Origin of the sequence: Klenkia sesuvii, from assembly GCF_037083825.1 — a bacterium.
In the GTDB taxonomy this organism is placed as follows: domain Bacteria; phylum Actinomycetota; class Actinomycetes; order Mycobacteriales; family Geodermatophilaceae; genus Klenkia; species Klenkia sesuvii.
The window spans coordinates 48,014-69,739 of the sequence record NZ_JBAPLU010000020.1 but is presented as its reverse complement, the minus strand read 5'-3'; the positions used below and the strand labels follow the sequence as shown (position 1 = coordinate 69,739).

24 protein-coding genes are annotated in these 21,726 nt (G+C 72.6%); 15 read left to right on the top strand and 9 right to left on the bottom strand.

Annotation, left to right across the window (positions count from 1 at the left end):
* Nucleotide 1 precedes the first annotated feature (1 nt).
* The 3 genes from TEK04_RS17050 to TEK04_RS17040 all read right to left on the bottom strand — a co-directional run bounded on the left by TEK04_RS17050 (nucleotide 2) and on the right by TEK04_RS17040 (nucleotide 3,576).
* Nucleotides 2-2,185 carry a putative bifunctional diguanylate cyclase/phosphodiesterase gene (locus tag TEK04_RS17050; protein WP_336405551.1) on the bottom strand — a complete coding sequence of 728 codons (2,184 nt, stop codon included), beginning with the start codon at nucleotides 2,183-2,185 and terminating at the stop codon, nucleotides 2-4.
* A gap of 64 nt (nucleotides 2,186-2,249) precedes the next feature.
* A complete protein-coding gene (locus tag TEK04_RS17045) occupies nucleotides 2,250-3,086 on the bottom strand; it encodes a hypothetical protein (RefSeq protein WP_336405550.1) in 837 nt (278 codons plus the stop codon).
* 127 nt (nucleotides 3,087-3,213) lie between these two features.
* Nucleotides 3,214-3,576 carry a DUF1330 domain-containing protein gene (locus TEK04_RS17040; RefSeq protein ID WP_336405549.1) on the bottom strand — a complete coding sequence of 121 codons (363 nt, stop codon included), beginning with the start codon at nucleotides 3,574-3,576 and terminating at the stop codon, nucleotides 3,214-3,216.
* Nucleotides 3,577-3,691: 115 nt separating this feature from the next.
* Here TEK04_RS17040 and TEK04_RS17035 point away from each other — a divergent pair, with 115 nt between their 5' ends.
* The 5 genes from TEK04_RS17035 (at nucleotide 3,692) to TEK04_RS17015 (ending at nucleotide 7,568) form a co-directional block, all read left to right on the top strand.
* Nucleotides 3,692-4,099 carry a YciI family protein gene (locus tag TEK04_RS17035; protein WP_336405548.1) on the top strand — a complete coding sequence of 136 codons (408 nt, stop codon included), beginning with the start codon at nucleotides 3,692-3,694 and terminating at the stop codon, nucleotides 4,097-4,099.
* Complete coding sequence (locus TEK04_RS17030; RefSeq protein WP_336405547.1) at nucleotides 4,096-5,238, top strand: RNA polymerase sigma factor; 1,143 nt, start codon at nucleotides 4,096-4,098, stop codon at nucleotides 5,236-5,238. Before TEK04_RS17035 ends, TEK04_RS17030 begins: the two co-directional genes overlap by 4 nt.
* Before the next feature lie 38 nt (nucleotides 5,239-5,276).
* The gene (locus TEK04_RS17025; RefSeq protein ID WP_336405546.1) at nucleotides 5,277-5,939 is read left to right on the top strand and encodes a HipA domain-containing protein; all 663 of its coding nucleotides are present in this window, start codon (nucleotides 5,277-5,279) and stop codon (nucleotides 5,937-5,939) included.
* Entirely contained in the window at nucleotides 5,926-6,699 is a 774-nt protein-coding gene (locus TEK04_RS17020; protein WP_336405545.1) for an HIRAN domain-containing protein, read from the top strand. Before TEK04_RS17025 ends, TEK04_RS17020 begins: the two co-directional genes overlap by 14 nt.
* A 320-nt stretch (nucleotides 6,700-7,019) precedes the next feature.
* The gene (locus tag TEK04_RS17015) at nucleotides 7,020-7,568 is read left to right on the top strand and encodes a GIY-YIG nuclease family protein (protein ID WP_336405544.1); all 549 of its coding nucleotides are present in this window, start codon (nucleotides 7,020-7,022) and stop codon (nucleotides 7,566-7,568) included.
* Between the two features lie 5 nt (nucleotides 7,569-7,573).
* Here TEK04_RS17015 and TEK04_RS17010 read toward each other — a convergent pair whose 3' ends face one another.
* From TEK04_RS17010 to TEK04_RS17000, 3 genes are read right to left on the bottom strand one after another with little or no spacing between them, the layout of a single operon-like run.
* On the bottom strand, nucleotides 7,574-8,371 hold the full coding sequence (locus tag TEK04_RS17010; RefSeq protein ID WP_336405543.1) for an ABC transporter ATP-binding protein: 798 nt from the start codon (nucleotides 8,369-8,371) through the stop codon (nucleotides 7,574-7,576).
* 10 nt (nucleotides 8,372-8,381) lie between these two features.
* Nucleotides 8,382-9,248, bottom strand: coding sequence for an ABC transporter permease (locus TEK04_RS17005; protein WP_432277350.1), 867 nt, complete (start codon nucleotides 9,246-9,248; stop codon nucleotides 8,382-8,384).
* Between the two features lie 5 nt (nucleotides 9,249-9,253).
* Nucleotides 9,254-10,219, bottom strand: a complete 966-nt coding sequence (locus tag TEK04_RS17000) for an ABC transporter substrate-binding protein (RefSeq protein WP_336405541.1) — start codon at nucleotides 10,217-10,219, stop codon at nucleotides 9,254-9,256.
* A gap of 287 nt (nucleotides 10,220-10,506) precedes the next feature.
* Between TEK04_RS17000 and TEK04_RS16995 the strand changes: the two genes are divergently transcribed.
* Together TEK04_RS16995 and TEK04_RS16990 are read left to right on the top strand one after the other, a co-directional pair.
* Entirely contained in the window at nucleotides 10,507-11,022 is a 516-nt protein-coding gene (locus TEK04_RS16995) for a DUF4234 domain-containing protein (protein WP_336405540.1), read from the top strand.
* A gap of 285 nt (nucleotides 11,023-11,307) precedes the next feature.
* Nucleotides 11,308-11,907, top strand: coding sequence for a hypothetical protein (locus TEK04_RS16990; protein WP_336405539.1), 600 nt, complete (start codon nucleotides 11,308-11,310; stop codon nucleotides 11,905-11,907).
* Between the two features lie 314 nt (nucleotides 11,908-12,221).
* On the opposite strand, the gene TEK04_RS16985 is transcribed toward TEK04_RS16990, so the two are convergent.
* On the bottom strand, nucleotides 12,222-13,079 hold the full coding sequence (locus TEK04_RS16985; protein ID WP_336405538.1) for a hypothetical protein: 858 nt from the start codon (nucleotides 13,077-13,079) through the stop codon (nucleotides 12,222-12,224).
* A complete protein-coding gene (locus TEK04_RS16980) occupies nucleotides 13,076-13,708 on the bottom strand; it encodes a MerR family transcriptional regulator (protein WP_336405537.1) in 633 nt (210 codons plus the stop codon). Before TEK04_RS16980 ends, TEK04_RS16985 begins: the two co-directional genes overlap by 4 nt.
* A gap of 58 nt (nucleotides 13,709-13,766) precedes the next feature.
* Here TEK04_RS16980 and TEK04_RS16975 point away from each other — a divergent pair, with 58 nt between their 5' ends.
* The 4 genes from TEK04_RS16975 (at nucleotide 13,767) to TEK04_RS16960 (ending at nucleotide 16,438) form a co-directional block, all read left to right on the top strand.
* A complete protein-coding gene (locus TEK04_RS16975) occupies nucleotides 13,767-14,732 on the top strand; it encodes an ERCC4 domain-containing protein (RefSeq protein WP_336405536.1) in 966 nt (321 codons plus the stop codon).
* A 67-nt stretch (nucleotides 14,733-14,799) separates the two neighbouring features.
* On the top strand, nucleotides 14,800-15,018 hold the full coding sequence (locus TEK04_RS16970) for a DUF8778 family protein (RefSeq protein ID WP_336405535.1): 219 nt from the start codon (nucleotides 14,800-14,802) through the stop codon (nucleotides 15,016-15,018).
* Complete coding sequence (locus TEK04_RS16965; protein ID WP_336405534.1) at nucleotides 15,005-15,352, top strand: type II toxin-antitoxin system PemK/MazF family toxin; 348 nt, start codon at nucleotides 15,005-15,007, stop codon at nucleotides 15,350-15,352. Before TEK04_RS16970 ends, TEK04_RS16965 begins: the two co-directional genes overlap by 14 nt.
* A 54-nt stretch (nucleotides 15,353-15,406) precedes the next feature.
* Nucleotides 15,407-16,438 (top strand): aldo/keto reductase, encoded by a 1,032-nt coding sequence (locus TEK04_RS16960; RefSeq protein WP_336405533.1) that lies wholly within the window; start codon nucleotides 15,407-15,409, stop codon nucleotides 16,436-16,438.
* Nucleotides 16,439-16,560: 122 nt separating this feature from the next.
* Here TEK04_RS16960 and TEK04_RS16955 read toward each other — a convergent pair whose 3' ends face one another.
* Nucleotides 16,561-16,713, bottom strand: coding sequence for a hypothetical protein (locus tag TEK04_RS16955; RefSeq protein ID WP_336405532.1), 153 nt, complete (start codon nucleotides 16,711-16,713; stop codon nucleotides 16,561-16,563).
* Between the two features lie 103 nt (nucleotides 16,714-16,816).
* On the opposite strand from TEK04_RS16955, the gene TEK04_RS16950 reads away from it, so the two are divergent.
* From TEK04_RS16950 to TEK04_RS16935, 4 genes are all read left to right on the top strand, one after another.
* Complete coding sequence (locus tag TEK04_RS16950) at nucleotides 16,817-18,046, top strand: Tm-1-like ATP-binding domain-containing protein (RefSeq protein ID WP_336405531.1); 1,230 nt, start codon at nucleotides 16,817-16,819, stop codon at nucleotides 18,044-18,046.
* Nucleotides 18,046-18,870 carry a phosphoenolpyruvate hydrolase family protein gene (locus TEK04_RS16945; RefSeq protein ID WP_336405530.1) on the top strand — a complete coding sequence of 275 codons (825 nt, stop codon included), beginning with the start codon at nucleotides 18,046-18,048 and terminating at the stop codon, nucleotides 18,868-18,870. The genes TEK04_RS16950 and TEK04_RS16945 overlap by 1 nt, the downstream gene beginning before the upstream one ends.
* 158 nt (nucleotides 18,871-19,028) lie before the next feature.
* Nucleotides 19,029-20,837 carry a DEAD/DEAH box helicase family protein gene (locus TEK04_RS16940; protein ID WP_336405529.1) on the top strand — a complete coding sequence of 603 codons (1,809 nt, stop codon included), beginning with the start codon at nucleotides 19,029-19,031 and terminating at the stop codon, nucleotides 20,835-20,837.
* On the top strand, nucleotides 20,834-21,661 hold the full coding sequence (locus TEK04_RS16935; RefSeq protein WP_336405528.1) for a restriction endonuclease: 828 nt from the start codon (nucleotides 20,834-20,836) through the stop codon (nucleotides 21,659-21,661). The genes TEK04_RS16940 and TEK04_RS16935 overlap by 4 nt, the downstream gene beginning before the upstream one ends.
* The last annotated feature ends 65 nt before the right edge of the window (nucleotides 21,662-21,726 follow it).

Here is a 21,726-nt window from a genome sequence, read left to right as displayed (position 1 = left end):
CTCAGGTGGCCACGGCCGCGGGGAGCTGCTCGGCCGGCACCGGGGCGCCGTAGAGCCAGCCCTGCCCGGCGTCGATGCCGAAGGCGAGCAGCCGGGCGTGCTGCTCCTCGCTCTCCACGCCCTCGGCGAGCACCTCGATGCCCAGGGCGCCGGCCAGGCCGGTGATGCCCGCGATCAGCTCGGCGCTGGTGTCGGGGCCGGTGACCGACCGGTCGAGCTTGAGCAGCGTCACCGGGTAGCGGTGCAGGTAGGCCAGCGAGGTGTAGCCGGTGCCGAAGTCGTCGAGGCTGACCCGCACGCCCAGCTCGGCCAGCTCCTGCAGGGGCAGCACCCCCGCCTCGGGGGGCAGCTGGTCGTGCTCGGTGATCTCCAGGTGGAGGCGGTCGGCGGCCAGGCCGTGGGTGGCGAGCGCGGCGCGCACCCGCACCGCGAGGTCGGGGTCGACCAGGGAGGAACGGCCCAGGTTGACGCTGACGGTGCGGCGGGTGCCCTGTGCCGACCACTGCGCGGCCGCTGCGCAGGCCTGGTCGAGCACCCAGGTGTCCACCGCCGCGCCGTGGCCCTGGAGCTCGGCGACGGGCAGGAAGGTGTCCGGGCCCAGCACGCCGCGGGTGGGGTGCTGCCAGCGGACGAGCGCCTCGCAGCCCACCACGGCACGCGTGCGCAGCTCCACCAGCGGCTGGAAGAGCAGGAACAGCTCGCCGGCGGCGGGGTCGCCGCGAAGGACCCGGCGCAGGTCCTCGCCGAGGCCGAGCTGGCCCAGGACGGCTTCGCGCTGGGCCGGGTCGAACCGGGTGGCGGTGCCGCGGGCGGCGCCCTTGCTGGCGTAGAGGGCGATGTCGGCGTCGGCCAGGGCCAGCGGGAGCTCGCTGGCGGGGGTCAGCGGGACCCAGCCGGCGCTGCACCGCACGACGACGTCCCGCTGGGCCATGCCGCCCAGCTGCACGGGCTGCCCGAAGGCGGCCGCGAGGACGTCGGGCACCGGTGGTGCGCCCGGGCGCAGCACCAGCACGAACTCGTCGCCACCCGAGCGGGCCACGGTGCCGGTGGCCCCGACCGCTGCGGACAGCCGTTCGCCGACCGCGCACAGCAGCAGGTCCCCGGTCTCGTGGCCGTGGGTGTCGTTGACCTCCTTGAAGTCGTCGAGGTCCAGCAGGGCCAACCGGCCGATCTCGGTGTCCCCCGGCCGGGCGGCGATGAGCAGGTGGTCGAAGGCGATCTGCAGGCCGCGCCGGTTGGCCAGCCGGGTGAGGGGGTCGCGGGCGGCGTGCCCCTCGCTGGCCAGCAGCGCCCCGGCGCCGCGGACGATCACCAGCGCGCTCACCAGCGCGCCGGCGGCGACGTGCACCAGGAGCGGCAGCCGCCCGGGGGCGGGCAGCAGCGCCAGCGCCAGGGGCACCGGGGCCAGCGCCACCAACCCGAGCACCCGGCCGGACTCCGGCCGCAGCCGGCGCAGGGAGGCCGGGCTGAAGGCCACGGCCATGCTGGGCTGCAGCGCCGCCGCGACCAGCAGGGCCATCGCGACCGCCCACAGCACGGAGATGGGTGCCTGCAGCGGCTGCAGGCGGGTGCCCGAGCTCGCGGCGACCACGTCGTAGACCCCGGCGAGGACGCAGCCGGTGATGAACAACCGCAGGCTGGTGGTGATGCCGGCCCGGGACAGCAGCAACCGGAGCACGAGGGCGATGAGCAGGAGGTCGGCCGGCGCGGCGTAGGCACTGGGGGCCGCGTCGTCGGCCCGGGCCGTGGTCACCACCTGGGCGACGACCAGGCCGACCAGCACGACCAGGATCGCCAGGTCGGCCCGGCCGACCCAGGCGGCCCGCCTGCGCGCGCGGCGCTCGCCCGGCCGCGAGCGCACGTGCTGGGCGAACATGTGGACGACGATGCCGGCCCCGACGAGCGTGCCGACGTCCTGCGCGGCCTCGCCGAAGACCGGCCACCGGGTGCCCAGGCCGATGGAGAGCGTCCAGCCCGTGAGCATGACGGTGACCAGCGCCCACACCACGGGTCGGGTGGCCCGGTGCACCACGGCCCCCACCGCGGGCGCCAGGGTGGCGAGCACGCTGATGAGGACCACCGCGGGCGCCCGGGTGGCGGGCACGAGGGACCCCACCAGGGCGACCGCGGCGCCGGCCCCGACGACGACGAGCGCCGCACGGCGCAGCCCGGTGGGTGGAGTCACGGAGGCGTTCTCGACCCCCGGGCGCCCGGGCTTGACCCCGCGGCGCCGTGCTCACCCTCGCGGGTCAGCCGGTCAGGTCGGCGCACCCGCCCTCGTCGGGCAGCAGCGGGCGGAACGCGACCGACCAGGTGGCGTCCCCGTCGACCCACGGGGTCGCGCTGGTGGCCCGCTGGGCGGCGGCGACCACCGCGGCGGCCAGGTCCCCGGTCGCGACGGTGCAGCCGAATCCCGCGCCCACCGGCTCACCGGGCAGCTCGGGGCCCGGCCAGGCGACCGGTTCGGCGGTGACGACGGGGTCGGCCGTGTACGTCGACGCCAGCGCCGCGACGGCGGTCGGCGACCAGAGCTCGCCGCTCGTGGCCACGACCTCGTCGAGCCGGTCGACCAGGCCGGCCAGCTCCTGCCGGGCGGCGACCTGCTCGGCCGTCAGCGACGGGGCGCCCTGCGCCTCCCGCAGCGCGTACACCTCGCGCCTGCTCGTGCCCTCGGCGGTGGTCACCGTGACGACGGTGGTGGTGGCGTCGGCGAGGCCCCCGGTGCCGAGGTCGGCGGTGTCGGTCACCCCGGCGTCGAGGGCGGCCTGCAGCAGGTCGGCCAGCTCGGCGTCGTCGACCCGGGTCAGCTGCACGGCCGGCCAGGCGGGCGCCGGGTAGATCGCGGCCACCGGGGCGGGGCTGAGCACCCGCCCGTCGGCGTACACGCTGACCGAGGGCAGGCGGGAGAGCTCGGCGCCGGCCACGGTGAAACCGCCGACCTGCTCGACCCGCAGCACGAGCGCGTCGTCGGCGGCGGGCAACCCGACGCCGGAGGGGGCGGGGGCACCGGAGCTGCCGGCCGGCTGCCCGCAGGCGGCCAGCGCCAGCACGGCACCGAGGACGACGGGGACCGACCGGGGACGCATGGCCCCACCCTCCCGCACCGGCAGCTGTCCATCGCCGACCGCCCGTGGAGTGTCGGGCGCCGGGGAGCGGGACCGACGGTTCCCCGCCCGGCTGCACCGGGAGGGGCCGACGAACCCGACCCCCGGGCTACCGCGGAGTGGTCGGCTGCAGCACCGCCTCGGTGAGGGCCTGGGAGCGCAAGTGGGTGACCTGCTGGTACTCGGGGTCGGCGACCATGCGGCTGAACGCCTCGCGGCTGGGGTAGCGCACCAGCAGCACGACGTCCCAGTCCTGGCCCTCCTCGGCCACCAGCGGGGTGCCGCCGTCGCCGACGTAGACGATCTCGGCGCTGTAGCGGGGCAGGAACGTGTCCCGCAGTGCGGCCGCGTACTGGTCGTAGGACTCGCGCCCGCCCTCGGCGAAGCGCAGCAGGTTGAGCATGACGACGGGTCCGCCGGGGTCCTCGGCGAGGAGTCGCTTGAGGTCGGCGCCGCGGGGGTCGATGGCCATGCCCGGACCCTAGCGGCGCCACGACGTCGTCGCCGCGGTGTCGAGAACGGCGTCCCGGCTCCGTCCCCCGGGTGGATGCGGCCAGGATGGGCCGCACGGACGTGAGGAGACGACCATGCCGAAGTACCTGGTGCTCAAGCACTACCGCGGCGCCCCGGCCCCGACCAACGACGTCCCGGGCGACCGGTGGACGCCGCAGGAGTGGGCGGACCACATCCAGTTCATGCGTGACTTCGCCGAGCGGCTGCAGGACAGCGGCGAGTTCGTGTCGGCCGACGCGGTCGCGCCGGAGGGCACCTGGGTCCGCTTCGACGGCGAAGGCAAGCCGCCGGTCACCGACGGCCCGTTCGCCGAGACCAAGGACCTCATCGCCGGGTGGATGATCATCGACGTCGCCGACCACGACCGCGCGCTGCAGCTGGCCGGTGAGCTCTCCTCGGCGCCGGGCGCGGGCGGGAAGCCGCTGGGGGAGTGGTTGGAGCTGCGGCCGGTGATGAGCGAGCCGCCGACCGTCACCGAGTGACCGAGGCCGACCTGCGGGCCGCCGTCCCGCAGGTGCTGGCGGCCCTGGTCCGCCGGGGTGCGGACTTCGCCGCGGCCGAGGACGCCGTCCAGGACGCGCTGGTCGAGGGCCTGCGCACCTGGGCGGCGGACCCGCCGCGCGACGTCCGCGCCTGGCTGGTCACCGTCGCGTGGCGGCGGTACCTGGACGCCGTCCGCTCGGACGCCGCCCGGCAGCGCCGGGAGGACGCCCCGCCCGAGGAACCCGTCGAGGTCACCGGCCGGGACGACTCGTTGCAGCTGTACTTCCTCTGCGCGCACCCGTCGCTGACCCCGTCGTCGGCGGTCGCGCTGACGCTGCGGGCGGTGGGCGGGCTGACCACCCGGCAGGTCGCCGAGGCCTACCTGGTTCCCGAGGCGACGATGGCGCAGCGGATCAGCCGGGCGAAGAAGACGGTGTCGGGCGTGCGGTTGGACGCGCCGGGGGACGTCGGCACCGTGCTGCGCACCCTGTACCTGGTGTTCAACGAGGGCTACAGCGGGGATGTCGACCTGGTCGCCGAGGCGGTGCGGCTCACCCGCCAGCTGCACCGCGCCTACGACCACCCGGAGGTGGCCGGGCTGCTGGCGCTCACGCTGCTGCACGCGGCCCGCCGTCCGGCCCGGTTCTCGTCGTCCGGGGAGCTGGTGCCGCTGGCGTCGCAGGACCGGTCGCTCTGGGACACCCGGCTCATCGCCGAGGGGGTCTCGCTGGTGCAGTCCGCGCTCGCGCAGGACCGCCTGGGGGAGTACCAGGCGCAGGCGGCGATCGCGGCGCTGCACTGCGACGCCGCATCGGCTGCGGAGACCGACTGGGTCCAGGTGGTGGAGTGGTACGACGAGCTGGTCGCGCTGACCGGGTCGCCGGTGGCCCGGCTGAACCGGGCGGTGGCGGTGGGCGAGGCCGACGGCCCGCGCGCCGGCCTCGCCGCGCTCGCCCTCGTCGACCCCGGGTTGCCGCGGTGGGCTGCGGTCGCTGCGCACCTGCACGAGAAGGACGGCGACCTGGCCCAGGCCGCCGAGCTCTACGCCGAGGCCGCGCGGGCGGCGACCAACGCGGCTGAGCGCGACCACCTGCACCGCCAGGCCTCGAGGCTCGCAGCGCGGAGCCGCGCTGACTGAGCCGTCTCGGTGTCAGGGGCCACGGCTTCGGTGCCGGCGTGCCCACGGTCCCGGAGGTCGACGTCACCGCGTGGACGCCGATCCAGCCGGAGGCTCGTGGCAGCGGCACGAACCTGTGGCTCGACGATCCTGTCGGTCGACGGTGGCTGTACAAGGCCACGCGCATCCCGAAGGGTTCGACCGAGCCGCAGGGCGAGGACTGGGCGGAGAAGCTGGCCGAGCGACTCGCAGGCCTGATCGGGCTGCCCTGCGCCGAGGTCGCGTTGGCGTACCGGGCGGACGCCGTGGTCCGCGAGGAGGGCGTGGTGTCTCGGGACCTTGCGGGCCCTGGACTGGACCTGCAGAACGGCGCCCTCCTGCTCGACGGCATCGCCGGTTACCTGGTCTTCGACGCCTGGATCGCCAATCTGGACCGGCACGAGGAGAACTGGGCGGTCCTGCAGCACCGCGACCGGTCGCTCTCCCTGGCGCCCTCCTACGACCACGGGGCCGCCCTCGGGTCGTCGCTCACGGAGGACGTCCGGCGACGGCTCGGGACGGACCCGGCGCAGCTCGAACGCTTTGCTGGGAAGGCGTTCGGCAGGAAGTTCGATGTGGAGAACGCAGTGGTCGGAACACCGAGAATGTCGGACGCTGCTCGTACGTTCTGCACGCAGTTGCTCGCGATCAACCAGGGAAGGGTGCTGGATGTCTGTCGATGACCTCGCCGCCGTTCCGCGGGCGGTCGAGACGACGAGCCGGCGACTACTGGTGACCGAGAAAGATGCGGATGGCTTCTACCGGCCCGTCGGCTTCCTCGGCGCGACCGTCGACGTGACCAGCGTGGAGTACACGTTCGACTACCTGCGTTCAGCGGTCGAGCGAGCAGGGTTCCGCCCTTTCCTCGGTTTCGTCGACACGGGCCGCACCTACCGTTCCGAAGGTCTGTTCCCGCTCTTCGCCGAGCGCATCATGGACCCCCGCCGGCCCGAGCACCCGGTGTTCCTCGCTTCGCTCGACCTGACCGATGACGCGACCCCTCTCGAGGTGCTGGCCCGTTCGGGCGGTCAACGCGCTGGTGACGGCATCATGCTGCTGCCCGAGCCGGCGGTCGATGCGAGCGGTCGAACTCATTGCCACTTCCTCGTCCATGGCATCCGGTACCTGGCCGACGCAGAACCGCTCCTCACCCGGCTGCGGGTGGGTGACCGGCTCGTGCTGCGGTCCGAACCGGAGAACAACACGAACCCCCGGGCGCTCGTGGTCGTCGAGTCCAGCGGCCAGAAGCTGGGGTACGTGCCGGACGCCCTTCTCGACTACGCCCACTCAGTCCGTGAACGGGCTCTCACGGTGGTGCGGGTCAACGGGCCTGAGGTAGGGGTGCGCCTGCGGTTGTTGGTCCGTCTCGACGGGCACCTGTACGGCAGCGAGGTGCCGTTCTCGGGTCCGGCGTGGCAGACGATGACCGATGACCGTTCCTGACCGCCCCGGGAGCGGTCGCCGGGGAGGGGAAGCGCGGTCAGTGTCCTTCTGGGCGGAGTTCGCCGTCGGATCATCACCGCCGGCACCCGGTTCCCGGCCGCAGCGATCCTCCGGGCACGGGATGCTGACCGTCGCTGACGAAGATGCAGCGGCTGCAGTGCCTTCTACGCCGCGGCCGGGGATTCGTCGGGGTTGCGGTGGCCCGGTGTCAGAGTCGTCGCTGCGCCATCAGACCGGCCGAGGCGTCGGGACGAGCGGCGCAAGGGTCGGTGACGGGTGCGGCACGCGCCGAGCCCAGGAGCTGCGGGTTGACTGGGGCCGTGGACGACGTGGTCGCTGCCCTGTGCTCGACACCCCTGCCGGTGCCCGAGGCGGCCGAGGTGGTCCCGAAGGCGCCGGGCCTCTACGCCTGGTGGGGCAGGTTCGGCGCGTTGCCCGGCATCTCCGGCCCGAAGCACCCGACCGCGCCGGTGCAGCTGCTCTACGTCGGCATCGCGCCGAACGGTCCGACGTCGGCGGCGACCCTGCGCTCCCGCGTCGTCGGTGACCACATCCGCGGAACGACGGGCTCCTCCACGCTGCGGCGCTCCCTGGCGGCGCTGCTGACCGAGCAGCAGGGCTGGCGCAGCCGCTGGACGACGCGGCCGGTGCTGGTCAACCGCGACGAGGCTGCGCTGTCGGAGTGGATGGCGGGCACCCTGCACCTCACCTGGGCCGAGCACCCGCAGCCCTGGACGGTCGAGGCCGACGCCATCGCCGAGCTCGAGCCGCCGCTGAACCAGGCCGAGAACCGCAGCCACCCCGTGCACGCGGTGGTGTCCGGGGCCCGCCGCCGCTGGCGCGAGCAGGCCCGGGCCGCCGGCCGCTGACCAGCTCAGGCCGGCGCGGCCACCGTGTGCACCAGGTCGGAGATGGTCCGCTTGACCTCGTTGAACGCCGGGGAGGTCACGTCGCGGTCGGGGAGGTCCACCGGGACGACGGCCTGCACGTGGCCGGGCACGCCGTGGGAGGCGCCGCCGGTCATCACGACCACCCGGTCGGCGAGGTAGACGGCCTCCTCGATCGAGTGGGTCACGAAGACCACCGTCGTGCGGGTCTCGGTGTGGATGCGCTTGAGCTCGGTCTGCAGGTCGGCGCGGGTGAGGGCATCGAGTGCGCCGAAGGGTTCGTCCATGAGCAGCAGCGAGGGGTCGTTGGCCAGCACCCGGGCGATGGCGACCCGCTGCTGCATGCCGCCCGAGAGCTGGGCGGGGTAGGTGTCGGCGAAGCGGGTCAGCCCGACGGCGGCGATGAACCGGTCGGCCAGTTCGGCGACCTGGGCCTTGGGCAGCTTCTTGCGGGCCGGCCCGTAGGCGACGTTCTCCCGCACCGACAGCCAGGGGAACAGGCCGTAGTCCTGGAAGACGACGCCGCGGTCGGGTCCGGGGCCGGTGACCGCCGTCCCGCCGACCTCGACGGTGCCGGCGGTGGCCCGCTCGAAGCCGGCCAGGATGCGCAGCAGGGTGCTCTTGCCGCAGCCGCTGGCGCCGACGACGGCGACGAATTCGCCGGAGGCGATGGTCAGGTCGACGTCGGCCATCGCGACGACGTCGCCGTAGGCCTTGGTCAGGCCGGCCACGGCGACGTCGGCCGTGCGACCGGCCGCGAGGTGCTCGGTGGTCGGGGTGGACATCGGCGGGCTCCTACTTGATCAGGGGACGGTCGCGGAACAGGACCCGGAACAGCAGCATGAGCAGCCGGTCGGAGGCGAACCCGGCGACGGCGATGCAGATCATCCCGACGACGATCTGGTCGGTCTGCACCACGTCGCGGGCCAGGAAGATCGTCGAGCCCAGCCCGGTGGGCACCCCGGTGGTCTCGCTGAGCACGAGGATCACCCAGGACAGGCCCAGGCCCACCCGCATGCCGTTGACGATGGCCGGGGCGGCGGCCGGCAGCACGACCCGCAGCAGGGTGCCGGGGCCGGAGGTGCCCAGCATCCGGGCGGCCTCCAGCAGCCGTTCGGGCACCTGCCGGGCCCCGCTGATGGTGCCCAGCACGACCGGGAAGAACGCGGACAGGGTGATCAGGAAGATCGACGCCTGGTCGCCGTACCCGATGAGCAGGGCCACCAGCGGCACCCAGGCCGTGGCCGGGATCGGCCGGAACAGCCCGATCATGGGGTCGAACAGCGAGTTCACCGTGGTGAACCGGCCCATCAGCACCCCCAGCGGGACGGCGACCGCGGTGGCCAGCGCGAACCCCGACAGCACCCGCAGTGCGCTGGCCGGCAGGTCCTCCCACAGCAGCGCGCTGAACGCGTCGTCCCGGGTGCCGGCCACGTAGTTGACCAGCCCCTCGGCGACGTCGGCGGGGTAGGGCAGGAACCCCATGCGGATGCCGAAGGGCAGCTCCCAGGCCTGGTCGCGACCCACCTGCCAGACCACCAGGAACAGCAGCGGGACGGGCAGCCCGAGCAGCACCGTCCGCCACCGTCCCCGGCGCCGGCGAGGCGGCCGGTCGGGGACGGTGGGCGCGGCGGCCGGGACGGCCACGACCTCCGTGCTCACCGCGCTCATGCCTCGGGTGCGAACGAGGTGTCCATGAGGTCCTCGTTGGACGGGGCGGTCTCGATCAGGCCGAGCTCGACCATCGCGCCGGCCAGTGCCTGCACCTGGCCCTGGTACTCCTCGTCGAGGTCGGCGCGCAGCCAGAAGTTCTCCAGCGCCGACTGGAAGACGTCCTCGTCGCCGCCGAACTCGGCGACCATCTCGGGCAGCCACTCGTCGATGTTGTCGGCCATGTACTCGGTCGTCGCGGCGTGGGTGTCGACCACCGCCTGCACCAGGTCGGGGTCGTCGGCGACCATCGCGCCGGTGGTGACCAGGCCGATGTTCACCCGGCCGATGTCGGTGGCGTAGGGGTCGGTGATCTCGTGCCCGCCGGCGGCGGTGGCCAGCGAGACGGCGATCTCGGTGCCGAAGAAGGCGTCGATCGAGCCGGAGTTGAACGCCGAGGCCATCTCCGGCGGCGGGACGGCGACCAGCTCCAGGCTGCTGGCGTCGATGTCGTTCTCGGCGAGGATCAGCCGCATGGCGACCTCGGGCGCGCTGCCCTGGATGTAGCCGACCTTCTTGCCGACCAGGTCGGACACGGTGTCGATGTCGTCGCCGCCGATGAAGCCGGACCCGCCGTCGGCGGCGGAGGCCACGATGGCGAGGTCGCGGCCCTGGGAGATGCCGGAGATGGTGGCGGTGATCCCGGTGATGGCGAAGTCGACGCTGCCGGAGGAGACCGCGTCGGTCAGCGCCGGGGTGCTGTCGAGGGTGACCACCTCGAACTCGACGCCGTCCACGGCGTGGTCCTCGTAGAGGAACGGGGCGTAGAAGTGCGGCTGACCGCGCAGGGTGCCCACGGTGACGGTCTGGGTCTCCCCGCCGCCGGCGGCGTCGTCGGAGTCGGACCCGCACGCGGCCAGGGACAGGACGGTCGCGGCGACGGCGCCGGTGGCGATCACGCGGCGGACGGCGAAGGGGCTCAACGGGTCTCCTCGGAGGCGGCGTCGGCGCGGGGTGCGCCGAGGAGGAGGACCCAACCGGCTTCCTGAGCCCGGGCTGTGTCGCGGCGGTAACGGTGCCGTGAAGTGACCACTTCGTGACCGACCGCTGCCGAGAGCGCGGCGCTCGAGTGCCGGGTGGGGGCCGTGAGGTGCACGAGCCGACGTCGTGAGGTGTCGCGAGCCGAGCGCACCCCACGAGGTCCGCGCACCCCTAGCTTCTCCTCGACGCCACCGGAGACGCCGGTGGACCGGAACTCGGGGGTCCCACCATGTCCACCATCGACGGGCAGAACACGCAGCCGTCCCACAGCCAGCCTCAGTACGGGCAGCCGCAGTACGCACAGCCTCAGTACGGGCAGCCCCAGTACGCGCCCGCCCCGGTCCAGCAGTCGTACGGCTACGCGCCAGTGCCCATGCAGTCCGGGCCTGTCGGCAAGGTGCGCAGCACGTGGGCGGTGATCGGCCTCAGCATCATCACGTTCGGGATCTACGGGTTCGTCTACTACTTCTCGGTGCACGAGGAGATCAAGCGGCACAGCGGTGAGGGCGTGGGCGGGGCGGTGGGATTGATCATTGCGCTGTTCACCCTCGGGCTGGTCACGCCGTTCCTGCTGCCCAACGAGGTCGGCAACCTCTACGCCCGGCAGGGTCGCCCGCGTCCGGTCACGGCGACGACCGGCCTGTGGGTGCTGCTGGGCAGCTTCATCCTCATCGGGCCCCTGGTCTGGCTGGTCAAGACCAACGGCGCGCTGAACGCCTACTGGCGGAGCGTCGGCGCCCGTTGACCCGGTGCGGGGACCGAGGCTGGGCGTCGGTCCCCGCACGCTCGACCCTGCACTGGTGCCCGTTGGCCCGTGGCCGGCGTGTCATCACCACGTCGCCGCCTCCCGGGCCAGGTCGGTCCCGTCGGTCGGAACAGGAGGAGTCCTCATGCAGTACACGGTTGTGCGCGTCGACCGTGCGCCGGGCGCGGTCCGGTGACGGTGCCCTACAAGGCCCCGGGAACTCGACCGCGAGCGGGGATCTGGTACCTGCTCCTCGCGGGCCTCTCTGTCGGCTTCCTCGCCTGCGTGCCGTTCTGGCACGCGGCCCAGCGCCTGCAGCGGGCCGATGTCCGCCGGTGGGCGGTCGTGTTCACCGCCGTGACCGTCTACCTCGTCGTGCTGATGGCGCTCACCCCTGAGCAGAACCCCGACGGCACCTCGGGCAACCCGGCCATCAGCACCCTCGGGGGGTTCTCGGCCCTGACTGCTGCGGTCGTGGCGGTGGTCCGCTTGAACGGGCTGCGCCGCGAGGTCTACGGCGGCGCGGTGCAACCGAACCGTCTTGTGCACGCCGATCCGGCCATCGCCGCTGTGCTCGCCGCGCGGCAGAAGCGGGCCGAAGCCCGTGACCTGTTGACGCGCGACCGGCCCATGGCGCGCGAGCTGGGGATCGGGCGGCCCGACCTCGGTCGGGGGTTCGACGACGGCGGGCTGGTCGACATCAACGGCGCGCCGGCGACGGTCATCGCGCAGCGCTGTGACCTCACACCAGCTCAGGTCGCAGCCGTCGTCGCCGCCCGGGACGGCCGAGCCGGCTCGGGATGGTTCACCGTCGACGAGGTGCTCATCGACGTGCCGCTGCCCTCCGACGTCGCCGAGCGCATCCGCGAGCGCGCCTTCGTCTGATCTCACTCCTCTACGCCGTCAGCTGGTTCGAGGCCACGGATGAGTGAGGTGCCGCTGGTGAACCGGACTGAGGAAGCGGCAGCCGAGGCAGGGGAGTCCCAGTGCACGCCACCGCCGACCGGGCGGCTCGTCCTCCGGGTGAGCGTCGATGCCGCCACCCACTGCTGCCCCCCGAACCAGTGGCACCGGCAGTTGGTCAGGAGGCGGTGCGCCGATGGCCGGGCCGACGTCGAGTGGCGCCTGAGGGTTCTGCTCGGGCCGCTGGTGAACCCTCGGACGCCACTCGACGGCGGAACGGTGGGGCGGGACCCCCGTCAGCCCAGGAAGCCGGTGACCGGGATGCCGGCCAGCGCCTGCCAGGTGAGCAGACCGGTCAGGACGGCGTAGCCCGCCGACGCGACGGCGACGACCCGGAACCGGGCGCCGGCTGAGGCCAGGGCGGGCACCCGCCGGCGCAGCGCCTCGAGACCGAACGCGAGCAGCGGCAGTGCCTGCAGGGCGTGCATGCCGACGAAGTGCGGCACCCGGAGGTCGCCGCCGGTGGTGGACCAGCCCAGCAGCGGCAGGCCCGGGCCGTCGTCGGGCACCCCGACCGCGTGCGCCCCGGCGATGCCCTGGAAGTCGGAGAGCTGCCCGGGGGTCGGCGACGTCATCAGGAAGGCGACGGCCATGCCGGCCAGCCCGACGACCAGCCCGGCCCGGATCGCCAGCCGCCGCGCCGGGTCGTCGGGTGCCCGCCACAGCAGGACGGCGAGCACCGCGGTGACCAGCCAGACGGCGGCGATCGCGGTGCCCATCGACGCCCACACCGCGGTGTGGAACGGTGTCGAGACGTTGAAGTGGCTGGTGGTGCCCAGGACGACGGCCCCGACGATCGCTGCCATCTCGACCGCCATCGCGATGGCGATGACCCAGGCGATGCCGCGGCCCAGGCGCTGCCGGCGGGCGGGCAGCAGGGTGAGCAGCCACGCGATCGTGAGTGCGTAGACGGCGATCGAGATCGAGAACTTCAGCGGCTTCAGCCAGCCGTTGCGGCCGGCGATCTGCACCGGGTCGACGAGGGCCAGGACGGCGGTGACGATCGCGGTCGCGGCCATGACGGCGGCGACGCCGAGCAGCACCCGGTCGAGCCGGGGCGCGGTGGTGGTGGGGCGGTCGAGGACGGCGGTCATGACGGGCTCCCGGTTCCGAAACGGCGGACGGACTCGCTCTCCTGCGCCATGCGGCGCAGACCGGCGAGGAGGGCGTCGCCGAGCACGGTGCCGACGACGACGGTCTGGGCGGCGGTCGCGGGACCGGCGTCCAGCTTTTTGGAGACGGTGTCGAGGTCGGCCTCGGCGACCACCTCGGCGGCGCGGGCGTAGGCGGGCAGGACGGCGGCGAGGTCGTCACGGCCCAGGGCGAGGTACCGGTCGAGGACGGCGGCGGCCGCGGCGAGGCCGGGGTTGCCGTCGTGGACGACCCAGCCCTGCCGGCGGGCGACGTCGGCGACGCGGGCCAGGGACTCGGTCGACGGCGGGGACGTCGGCCGGGGCAGCGACGCCTGGGCGATGCCGAGGGTGTCGCCGAACGGGTGGGCGGGGTCGTCGGCGGCGGCGAGCACGTCCTTGGCGGCGGCCACGGACAGCCCGCCGACCTCGACGAGGCTGCGGATGAGGCGCAGGCGGGTGAGGTGGTCATTGCCGTACTCGGTCTGGTTGTAGCCCGTGCGCTCACCGGGCGGCAGCAGGCCCTCGCTGACGTACCACTTGATGGAGGTCGCGCTGACCCCGCTCGCGGCGGCCAGCTCAGCGATACGCATGTTGACAGCATCACTATCGATAGGGCTGCTGTCAATATCAATCTGCGAGGCTGCTGGGGTGCCGGACGACCTCCTCGTGGCCCGCAACCCCGAACCCGACTCGTCTCTCCCTTTTCTGGTGCGGGTGCCGCTGGGGCCCGACGGCATCGTGCTGAAGACCCGGGAGACGTGGCCGGGCGCGACGAAGGTCTACTGCCACCGCGCTGAGAGCTGGCCCGCCGACGCAGAAGTCATCGAGCGGCACGAGGTGCGCAGCTGCTCGCGGCGGGGACCGGCCATCGACCTGGTGCTCGCGCGGTCGCGGATGAACCGCTCGCAGCTGGTGCTCACCCGGGCCCGTGGCCGGGAGATGATCTTCTGGCAGTCGCCGTCGACGACGAAGCAGGCCCGGCCGCGGGTGGCGGTGCCCACTGCGCGGGCGTCCGGTCAGGTGCTCGAGATCGTCGTCGACACCGGCGAGAAGTACCCGTGGAGCTTCGGTCACCAGCAGGCGAGCACCACTCGCCGCCGGCTTTCGGCCGGGGACTACGCGGTCTGCGGTCCGGACGGCGAGGTGCTGGCGGCAGTCGAGCGGAAGAGTGTCGCGGATCTGGGCAACAGCCTGCTGTCCGGGCGGCTGACCTACGCCCTGGCCGAGCTCGCCGGGCTGCCCCGGGCGGCGGTGGTGGTCGAGGACCGCTACAGCCGGCTGTTCGCGCTGGAGAACGCGCGGGGCGCGGCGGCGGCCGAGGCGCTGGCGGAGGCGCAGGCCCGGTTCCCCAGCGTGCCGGTGGTGTTCTGCGAGACCCGGCCACTGGCGCAGGAGTGGGCCTACCGGTGGCTGGGTGCGTGCCTGGCCGAGCTGTCGGGTGCGGCGGCGACGGCAGGGCTGGAGTCGACGTTCGCGCCCGGCGGTGTGGTCCCCGAGCCCGAGGCGACGCCTGCGCAGATCAGGGCATGGGCCTCGGCGCAGGGCATCCAGGTGAGCCCGAGGGGGCGAATCCCTGCCGCGGTGCGGGCGGCCCACGACGCACGCCTGAGCTGACCCGGGTTCGTCCACCGCTGCTACCCCTGCTACTACTCGGGGTAGTATTCGGGGTATGAAGTTGAGCGTGAGTCTCCCGGAGGACGACGTCGCCCTGCTGGATGCCTATGCCCGCACCGCCGGTCTGAGGGGGCGGTCAGCCGTCATCCAGCACGCGCTCCACCTGCTGAGGCAGGCGGAGCTGGGCGAGGAGTACGCCGCGGCCTGGGACGAGTGGGAGACCGCGGGGGACGGGTCTGCGTGGGATGCGACGCTCGGGGACGGTCTCGTCGATGCGCCGCGGTGAGATACGGCTGGTCGACCTGGAACCGGTGCGTGGGAGCGAGGCCAACAAGCAACGTCCAGCAGTGCTGGTGAGCAACGACCGGGCCAACGCCACGGCGTCCCGGCTGGGACGCGGCGTGGTCACCGTGGTCCCGGTGACCAGCAACGTGTCGCGAGTGTTCTCCTTCCAGACCTTGCTGCCCGCCGAACGGACCGGATTGCGGCAGGACTCGAAGGCGCAGGCCGAGCAGGTGCGCTCCGTGGCACTCCAGCGCATCGGCCCCGTGCTGGGCCAGGTGCCGCCGGACCTGATGCGCGACCTCGACGACGCGTTGCGGGTGCACCTGCAGCTGTAGCTCCCTGGCCGGGTTTGCCGACGGCGATGGTGGGGACGTGCAACCACCATGGAGATGCGCGCGCTCGGACGCACCGGTGTGAAGGTCAGCCCGCTCTGCCTGGGGGCGATGATGTTCGGGGCGTGGGGCAACCCCGACCACGACGAGTCGGTCAAGATCATTCACGCCGCCCTCGACGCCGGGATCAACGTCGTCGACACCGCCGACGTCTACTCGGCGGGGGAGTCCGAGGAGATCGTCGGCAAGGCGCTCGCCGGTGGACGGCGGGACGACGTCGTCCTGGCGACCAAGGCGCACGGCGCGATGGGGGAGGACCCCAATCAGCAGGGTAATAGCCGGCGGTGGCTGGTCACCGAGGTGGAGAACAGCCTGCGGCGGCTGCAGACCGACCACATCGACCTCTACCAGATCCACCGGCCGTCGGAGGACACCGACATCGAGGAGACCCTCGACGCGCTGACCGACCTGCAGCGGGCCGGCAAGATCCGCTACTTCGGCTCGTCGACGTTCCTGCCCTCGCAGGTGGTGCAGGCGCAATGGGCGGCGTCGTTGCGGCACAGCGGCCGGTTCGTGACCGAGCAGCCGCCGTACTCGATGCTGGTGCGAGGCATCGAGCGCGAGCTGCTGCCGATGACCCAGGAGTACGGCATGGGCACGCTGGTGTGGAGCCCGCTGGCTGGTGGATGGCTGTCGGGCAAGTGGCGCAAGGGTGCTGATGCCCCGGAGACGCATCGCGCCTCGGCGATGGGTGGCCGGATGGCCGGCCGCTACGACCTGTCGGACCCGGTCAACCAGCGCAAGCTGGACGCCGCCGACGCGCTGGCCGGGGTGGCGGAGCAGGCCGGGGTGAGCCTGCCGCAGCTGGCGATCGCGTTCACGATCCGGCACCCGGGGGTGACCTCGGCGATCATCGGCCCGCGGACGATGGAGCAGCTGACCAGCCAGCTGCCGGCGGTGGACGTCGAGCTGTCCGACGACGTCCTGGACGCCATCGACGAGATCGTGCCGCCGGGTACCAACATCCGCGCCGACGACGCCGGCTACGCCCCGCCGTCGATCACCGACGCCTCGCTGCGCCGCCGATGACCCCTCGAACCCCGGTGGCCCAGAACGGTGCGCCTTCTGGGCGACCGGGGTTCGCATCTCGGCCGAAGCCGTCGACCTCGATGTCGAACCGGAGGTGACGGGCGCCGCGGCTGAATGACGTCTCAGTCCAGGTGGTCGAGAGGTTGGCGGCTGACGTGGTCAGCCAGTCCCTCGAGCTCATCGGGCTCCTGGTCCTGGACGAGGATGGCCACGTCCTCGGCGCACGCCGCCTGACGACGTCTGATCGAGTGCGGGTCGGGCTCCTGTGCAGTCATCACGCGGCATCTTCCCGGACCGGGACCGCCCCGGGGAAGTACGCGCGGTGGTGGTCGTGCGCGGAGTGGACGACGCTGGGCTCGACGAGGGAGGAGGCGGTCAATGGCGACCGTGGTTCTGCTGGGCACGCTCGACACCAAGGGCGAGGAGTACGGCTGGCTGCGCGCGCAGCTCGAGGCCGCGGGGTGCAACGTGGTGTCGGTCGACGTCGGCAGCTTCACCGAGGGGGCGCCGGCCGACGTGCCGTCGTCCGAGGTCGCTTCGCGGTCGGGGGTGGACGTCGGGCCGCTGCTGGAGGCGCGGGACCGCGGGGCGGTGATGGACGCGATGGGCCGGGGCGCGGCGGTCGTCGTCCGGGAGCTGTTCGAGCAGGGGCGGCTGCACGCGGTGCTGGCCGTCGGCGGGTCCGGGGGCTCGTCGATCGCGGCGCTGGCGATGCAGGCGCTGCCGGTCGGGGTGCCGAAGGTGCTGGTGTCGACCATGGCGTCGGGGGACGTGTCGCCCTACGTCGGGCAGTCCGACGTCACGCTCATGTACTCCGTCGTCGACATCTCGGGGCTGAACTCCATCTCGCGTGCGGTGCTCGGCAATGCCGCGGCCGCAGCGGCCGGCATGGCGGCCGCCTACGAGCGGCGGACGGCGGAGCCGGTGGCCGACGAAAGGCCGCTGATCGGCGCGAGCATGTTCGGGCTGACCACGCCCGCGGTCGACGAGGCCCGGGCCCGGCTGACCGAGCTGGGCTACGAGGTGCTGGTCTTCCACGCGACCGGTGCCGGCGGGCGGGCGATGGAGGGCCTGGCCGGCGCGGGGCTGCTCGCAGGCGTGCTCGACCTGACCACCACCGAGCTCGCCGACGATCTCGTCGGCGGGGTGCTCACCGCGGGCCCGCACCGGCTGGAGGCCGCCGGACGGCGCGGCATCCCGCAGGTGGTGAGCGTCGGGGCGCTGGACATGGTCAACTTCGGCGGCCGGGAGACGGTGCCGGCCGAGTTCGCCGACCGCCAATTCCTGGTGCACAACCCCACCGTCACGCTGATGCGCACCACGCCCGCGGAGAGTGCGGAGCTGGGACGGCGAGTCGCGGCCAAGGTCGCCGCGGCCACCGGTCCGGCCGAGGTGCTGCTGCCGATGGGCGGGGTGTCCGGCATCGACGTTCCCGGCGGTCCGTTCGCGGACCCCGAGGCGGACGACGCGCTCTTCACCGCCGTCCGGGACGGTCTGACCGGTACGGGCGTGCCGGTCACCGACTGGGACGGCGCGATCAACGACCCCGGCTTCGGCCGGTTGGCCGCCGAGCGGCTGCACGCCCTGATCACCGCTGGAGGGAACTGATGGACGCCGCGACCGCACGAGCGCGACTGCGGGAGACCGCCGCCGCTGGCCGGCCGATCATCGGCGCGGGCGCCGGCACGGGCCTGTCGGCGAAGGCTGCGGAGGCCGGCGGGGTCGACCTGCTGATCATCTACAACTCGGGGCGCTACCGGATGGCCGGCCGGGGGTCGCTGGCCGGGCTGATGCCCTACGGCGACGCGAACGCGATCGTGGTCGACATGGCGCGCGAGGTGCTGCCGGTGGTGCGGGACACCCCGGTGCTGGCCGGGGTGTGCGGCACCGACCCGTTCCGGCTGATGGGTCCGTTCCTCGACGAGCTGGTGCGGATCGGCTTCGCGGGGGTGCAGAACTTCCCGACGGTCGGGCTGATCGACGGCACGTTCCGGGCGAACCTCGAAGAGACCGGGATGGGCTTCGACCTGGAGGTCGAGATGATCCGGGCGGCCCACGAGCGCGGGCTGGTGACGGCGCCCTACGTGTTCGACGCCGAGCAGGCGGTGGCCATGACCGAGGCGGGGGCGGACGTGCTGGTGCCGCACATGGGGCTGACGACCAGCGGGACCATCGGCGCGCAGACGGCGATGACCCTGGACGACGCGGTCGCGCGGGTGCAGGAGCTGCGCGACGCGGCGGTGGCGGTGCGGGACGACGTGCTGGTGCTGTGCCACGGCGGGCCGATCGCCGATCCGGCTGATGCGCAGTACGTGTTGGAGCGCACGACTGGTGTCGCCGGGTTCTTCGGTGCGTCGTCGATGGAGCGGCTGCCCACCGAGAAGGCGATCGCCGGCCAGGCGGCGGAGTTCAAGGGTCTGCGGCTGGCGTAGGTCCGATCTCTCCCGGACCCGATCCTGAGGTCGTGGTCCAGGGCGCACCGGCCGAGGAGGTCTCGATACTGGTCGCGGAATGTCGAAGCACTTAGTGTCACGGAGCGATGACCGACATGGGGGAGAGTCAGCAGCTCACTGCTGAGCAGCGAGCGCGCGTGCTCATCGACCGCCAGCTCACCGCTGCCGGCTGGTCGGTGCAGAGCCGGTCCGAGCTGAACCTGTTCGCGAGTCAGGGCGTGGCCGTCCGCGAGGTCATCATGGCGCCGGGTCACGGTCGAGCCGACTACGTGCTCTACGTCGACCAGCGCGTGGTCGGCGTCATCGAGGCCAAGCCGGAGGGGACGACGCTCTCCGGGGTCGAGTGGCAGTCCGCGCGCTACGCGGCCGGGCTGCCGGCGGACGTCCGGCTCAGGGCACTGACGCTGGACGACCGGCTGCCGTTCGTGTTCGAGGCCTCGGGCTCGGAGCTGCACATCACCAACGGCTACGACCCGGTGCCTCGGGCGCGGTCGATCTTCTCGTTCCCCCGCCCGGAGACGCTCGCCCGCACGGTGCGCAACGCCGACGACGATGCGGGGACCGCGACCTGGCGCGGCCGGGTGCGCACCATGCCCGACCTCATCACCCAGGGCTTGCGGCCGGCGCAGATCACCGCCATCCAGGGCATCGAGCGGTCGCTGGCCGAGCAACGCCACGCACGCTCGCTGGTGCAGATGGCCACCGGCGCGGGGAAGACCTACACGGCGGTGACCAGCTGCTACCGGCTGCTCAAGCACGGGGGCTTCCGACGCATCCTCTTCCTGGTCGACCGCAACAACCTCGGCACGCAGACCCTGGCGGAGTTCCAGAACTACGCGACGCCGGACGACGGTCGCCGCCTCACCGAGATCTACAACGTCGACATGCTCACCGGCGCGGGGATGGTCTCGTCCTCCTCCGTCGTCATCTCCACCATCCAGCGTGTGCACGCCGCGCTGCGTGGCGAGATCGTGCCCGTCGAGGACGACCCCGGGCTCGACGGTTTCACCCCGGGCGCACCGGTCGACGTCGTCTACAACGCCGAACTACCGCCCGAGTCCTTCGACCTGGTCATCGTCGACGAGGCGCACCGCTCGATCTACGGGGTGTGGCGGCGCGTGCTGGAGTACTTCGACGCGCACATCGTCGGGCTCACTGCCACACCGGTGAAGCAGACGTTCGGCTTCTTCCAGCAGAACCTGGTGTCGGAGTACACCTACGCGCAGTCCGTCGCCGACAACGTGAACGTCGACTTCGACGTCTACCGGATCCGGACGCAGATCTCCGAGAGCGGCTCCACCATCGAGGCCGGCACCGTCGTGCCCAAGGTCGACCGGCGCACCCGGGTGCAGCGGTACGAAGCACTGGACGACGACGTCCCGTACACCCGTACCCAGCTGGACCGGGCGGTGACGTCGAAGAGTCAGATCCGGCTGGTGCTGGAGACATTCCGCGACCGGCTGTTCACCGAGATCTTCCCCGGCCGGTCGACGGTGCCCAAGACGCTGATCTTCTGCAAGGACGACAACCATGCCGAAGAGGTCGTGACGACGATCCGCGAGGTGTTCGGGGCGGGCAACGACTTCGCCGCCAAGATCACCTACAACGGTCGGGATCCGAAGGGTGACCTGAGGAAGTTCCGCACCTCGTCGACCCTGCGCGTGGCCGTCACGGTCGACATGATCGCCACCGGCACCGACGTGCGACCGCTGGAGTGCGTCTTCTTCCTGCGCGATGTGCGTTCGGCCTCGTACTTCGAGCAGATGAAGGGCCGCGGATCGCGCACGATCTCGCAGACCGACTTCCAGCTCGTCACGCCGGACGCGACGAGCAAGGACAGGTTCGTGCTGGTCGACGCGGTGGGGGTGACCGAGCACGAGCACATCGACGCGACGCCGTCAGCGACGGTTCGGTGCGCCGCACCCGCGACCTCGTCGCGGCCATGAGCGACCGCTTCGAGCTGACCGAGGAGGAACGTGCCGGCCTACTTCCCAGCGGCCGGTCCCGGACCATGGACAACCGAGTCGGCTGGTCCATCAGCCACCTCTCCCAAGCCGGCCTTCTCGACCGACCGGCCCGCGGACAGGTGACCATCACGGCCGCTGGGCAAGATGTGCTCGCCGCACATCCGGAGCGGGTCGACACTGGTGTGCTTCTGCAGTTCGCGTCATACCGAGACTTTCGCTCCCGTAGCAACGCACGTGTTGCTGAGGGTGAGCCGCCACTCAGTTCAAAATCGGACACGGAAGCGGCTTCGCCCCAGGACCTCCTTGCTCAAGCGGTGACCGAGAACAGGGCGGCGGTCGAGGGTGAGCTGTTGAAGCGGGCGCTGGCCCTGCCGCCGACGGAGTTCGAGCGGCTCGTCGTCCGCCTGCTGGAGCAGATGGGCTACGGGCGCTCGGGCATGGTCGAGCACTCGGGTCGCAGTGGTGACGCCGGCATCGACGGCATCATCAGCCAGGACCCGCTGGGTCTCGACCGCATCTACCTGCAGGCGAAGCGGTACGCGCCGGACCAGTCGGTGCAGCGCCCGGCCATCCAGGGGTTCGTCGGCGCGCTGATGGGCGCGCAGGGCGATCGCGGCGTGTTCATCACCACCAGCAGTTTCTCCTCCGGGGCCCGCGCGGAGGCCGAGCGGGTCAATGCCCGGATCGAGCTGATCGACGGCGCGCGGCTGGCCGAGCTGATGCTGCGACACGGCGTCGGCGTCCAGCCGGAGACCACCGTGACCCTCCACCAGCTGGACGAGGACTTCTTCGAGTCGCTTTGACCGATGTCCTGATGTCCTGAACATTGAGACATCAGCGCACCTGCGTTAGCGTTGCTGTCTCAACG

Bases quoted from the DNA above. Each gene is read 5' to 3' on its own strand.
- TEK04_RS16945 (WP_336405530.1), top strand. From the start codon at position 18,046: ATGGACGCCGCGACCGCACGAGCGCGACTGCGGGAGACCGCCGCCGCT.
- TEK04_RS16955 (WP_336405532.1), bottom strand. From the start codon at position 16,713: ATGACTGCACAGGAGCCCGACCCGCACTCGATCAGACGTCGTCAGGCG.
- TEK04_RS16950 (WP_336405531.1), top strand. From the start codon at position 16,817: ATGGCGACCGTGGTTCTGCTGGGCACGCTCGACACCAAGGGCGAGGAG.
- TEK04_RS16980 (WP_336405537.1), bottom strand. From the start codon at position 13,708: ATGCGTATCGCTGAGCTGGCCGCCGCGAGCGGGGTCAGCGCGACCTCC.
- TEK04_RS16960 (WP_336405533.1), top strand. From the start codon at position 15,407: ATGCGCGCGCTCGGACGCACCGGTGTGAAGGTCAGCCCGCTCTGCCTG.
- TEK04_RS17035 (WP_336405548.1), top strand. From the start codon at position 3,692: ATGCCGAAGTACCTGGTGCTCAAGCACTACCGCGGCGCCCCGGCCCCG.
- TEK04_RS17020 (WP_336405545.1), top strand. From the start codon at position 5,926: ATGTCTGTCGATGACCTCGCCGCCGTTCCGCGGGCGGTCGAGACGACG.
- TEK04_RS16995 (WP_336405540.1), top strand. From the start codon at position 10,507: ATGTCCACCATCGACGGGCAGAACACGCAGCCGTCCCACAGCCAGCCT.
- TEK04_RS17010 (WP_336405543.1), bottom strand. From the start codon at position 8,371: ATGTCCACCCCGACCACCGAGCACCTCGCGGCCGGTCGCACGGCCGAC.
- TEK04_RS16965 (WP_336405534.1), top strand. From the start codon at position 15,005: ATGCGCCGCGGTGAGATACGGCTGGTCGACCTGGAACCGGTGCGTGGG.
- TEK04_RS16935 (WP_336405528.1), top strand. From the start codon at position 20,834: ATGAGCGACCGCTTCGAGCTGACCGAGGAGGAACGTGCCGGCCTACTT.
- TEK04_RS17040 (WP_336405549.1), bottom strand. From the start codon at position 3,576: ATGGCCATCGACCCCCGCGGCGCCGACCTCAAGCGACTCCTCGCCGAG.
- TEK04_RS16985 (WP_336405538.1), bottom strand. From the start codon at position 13,079: ATGACCGCCGTCCTCGACCGCCCCACCACCACCGCGCCCCGGCTCGAC.
- TEK04_RS17045 (WP_336405550.1), bottom strand. From the start codon at position 3,086: ATGCGTCCCCGGTCGGTCCCCGTCGTCCTCGGTGCCGTGCTGGCGCTG.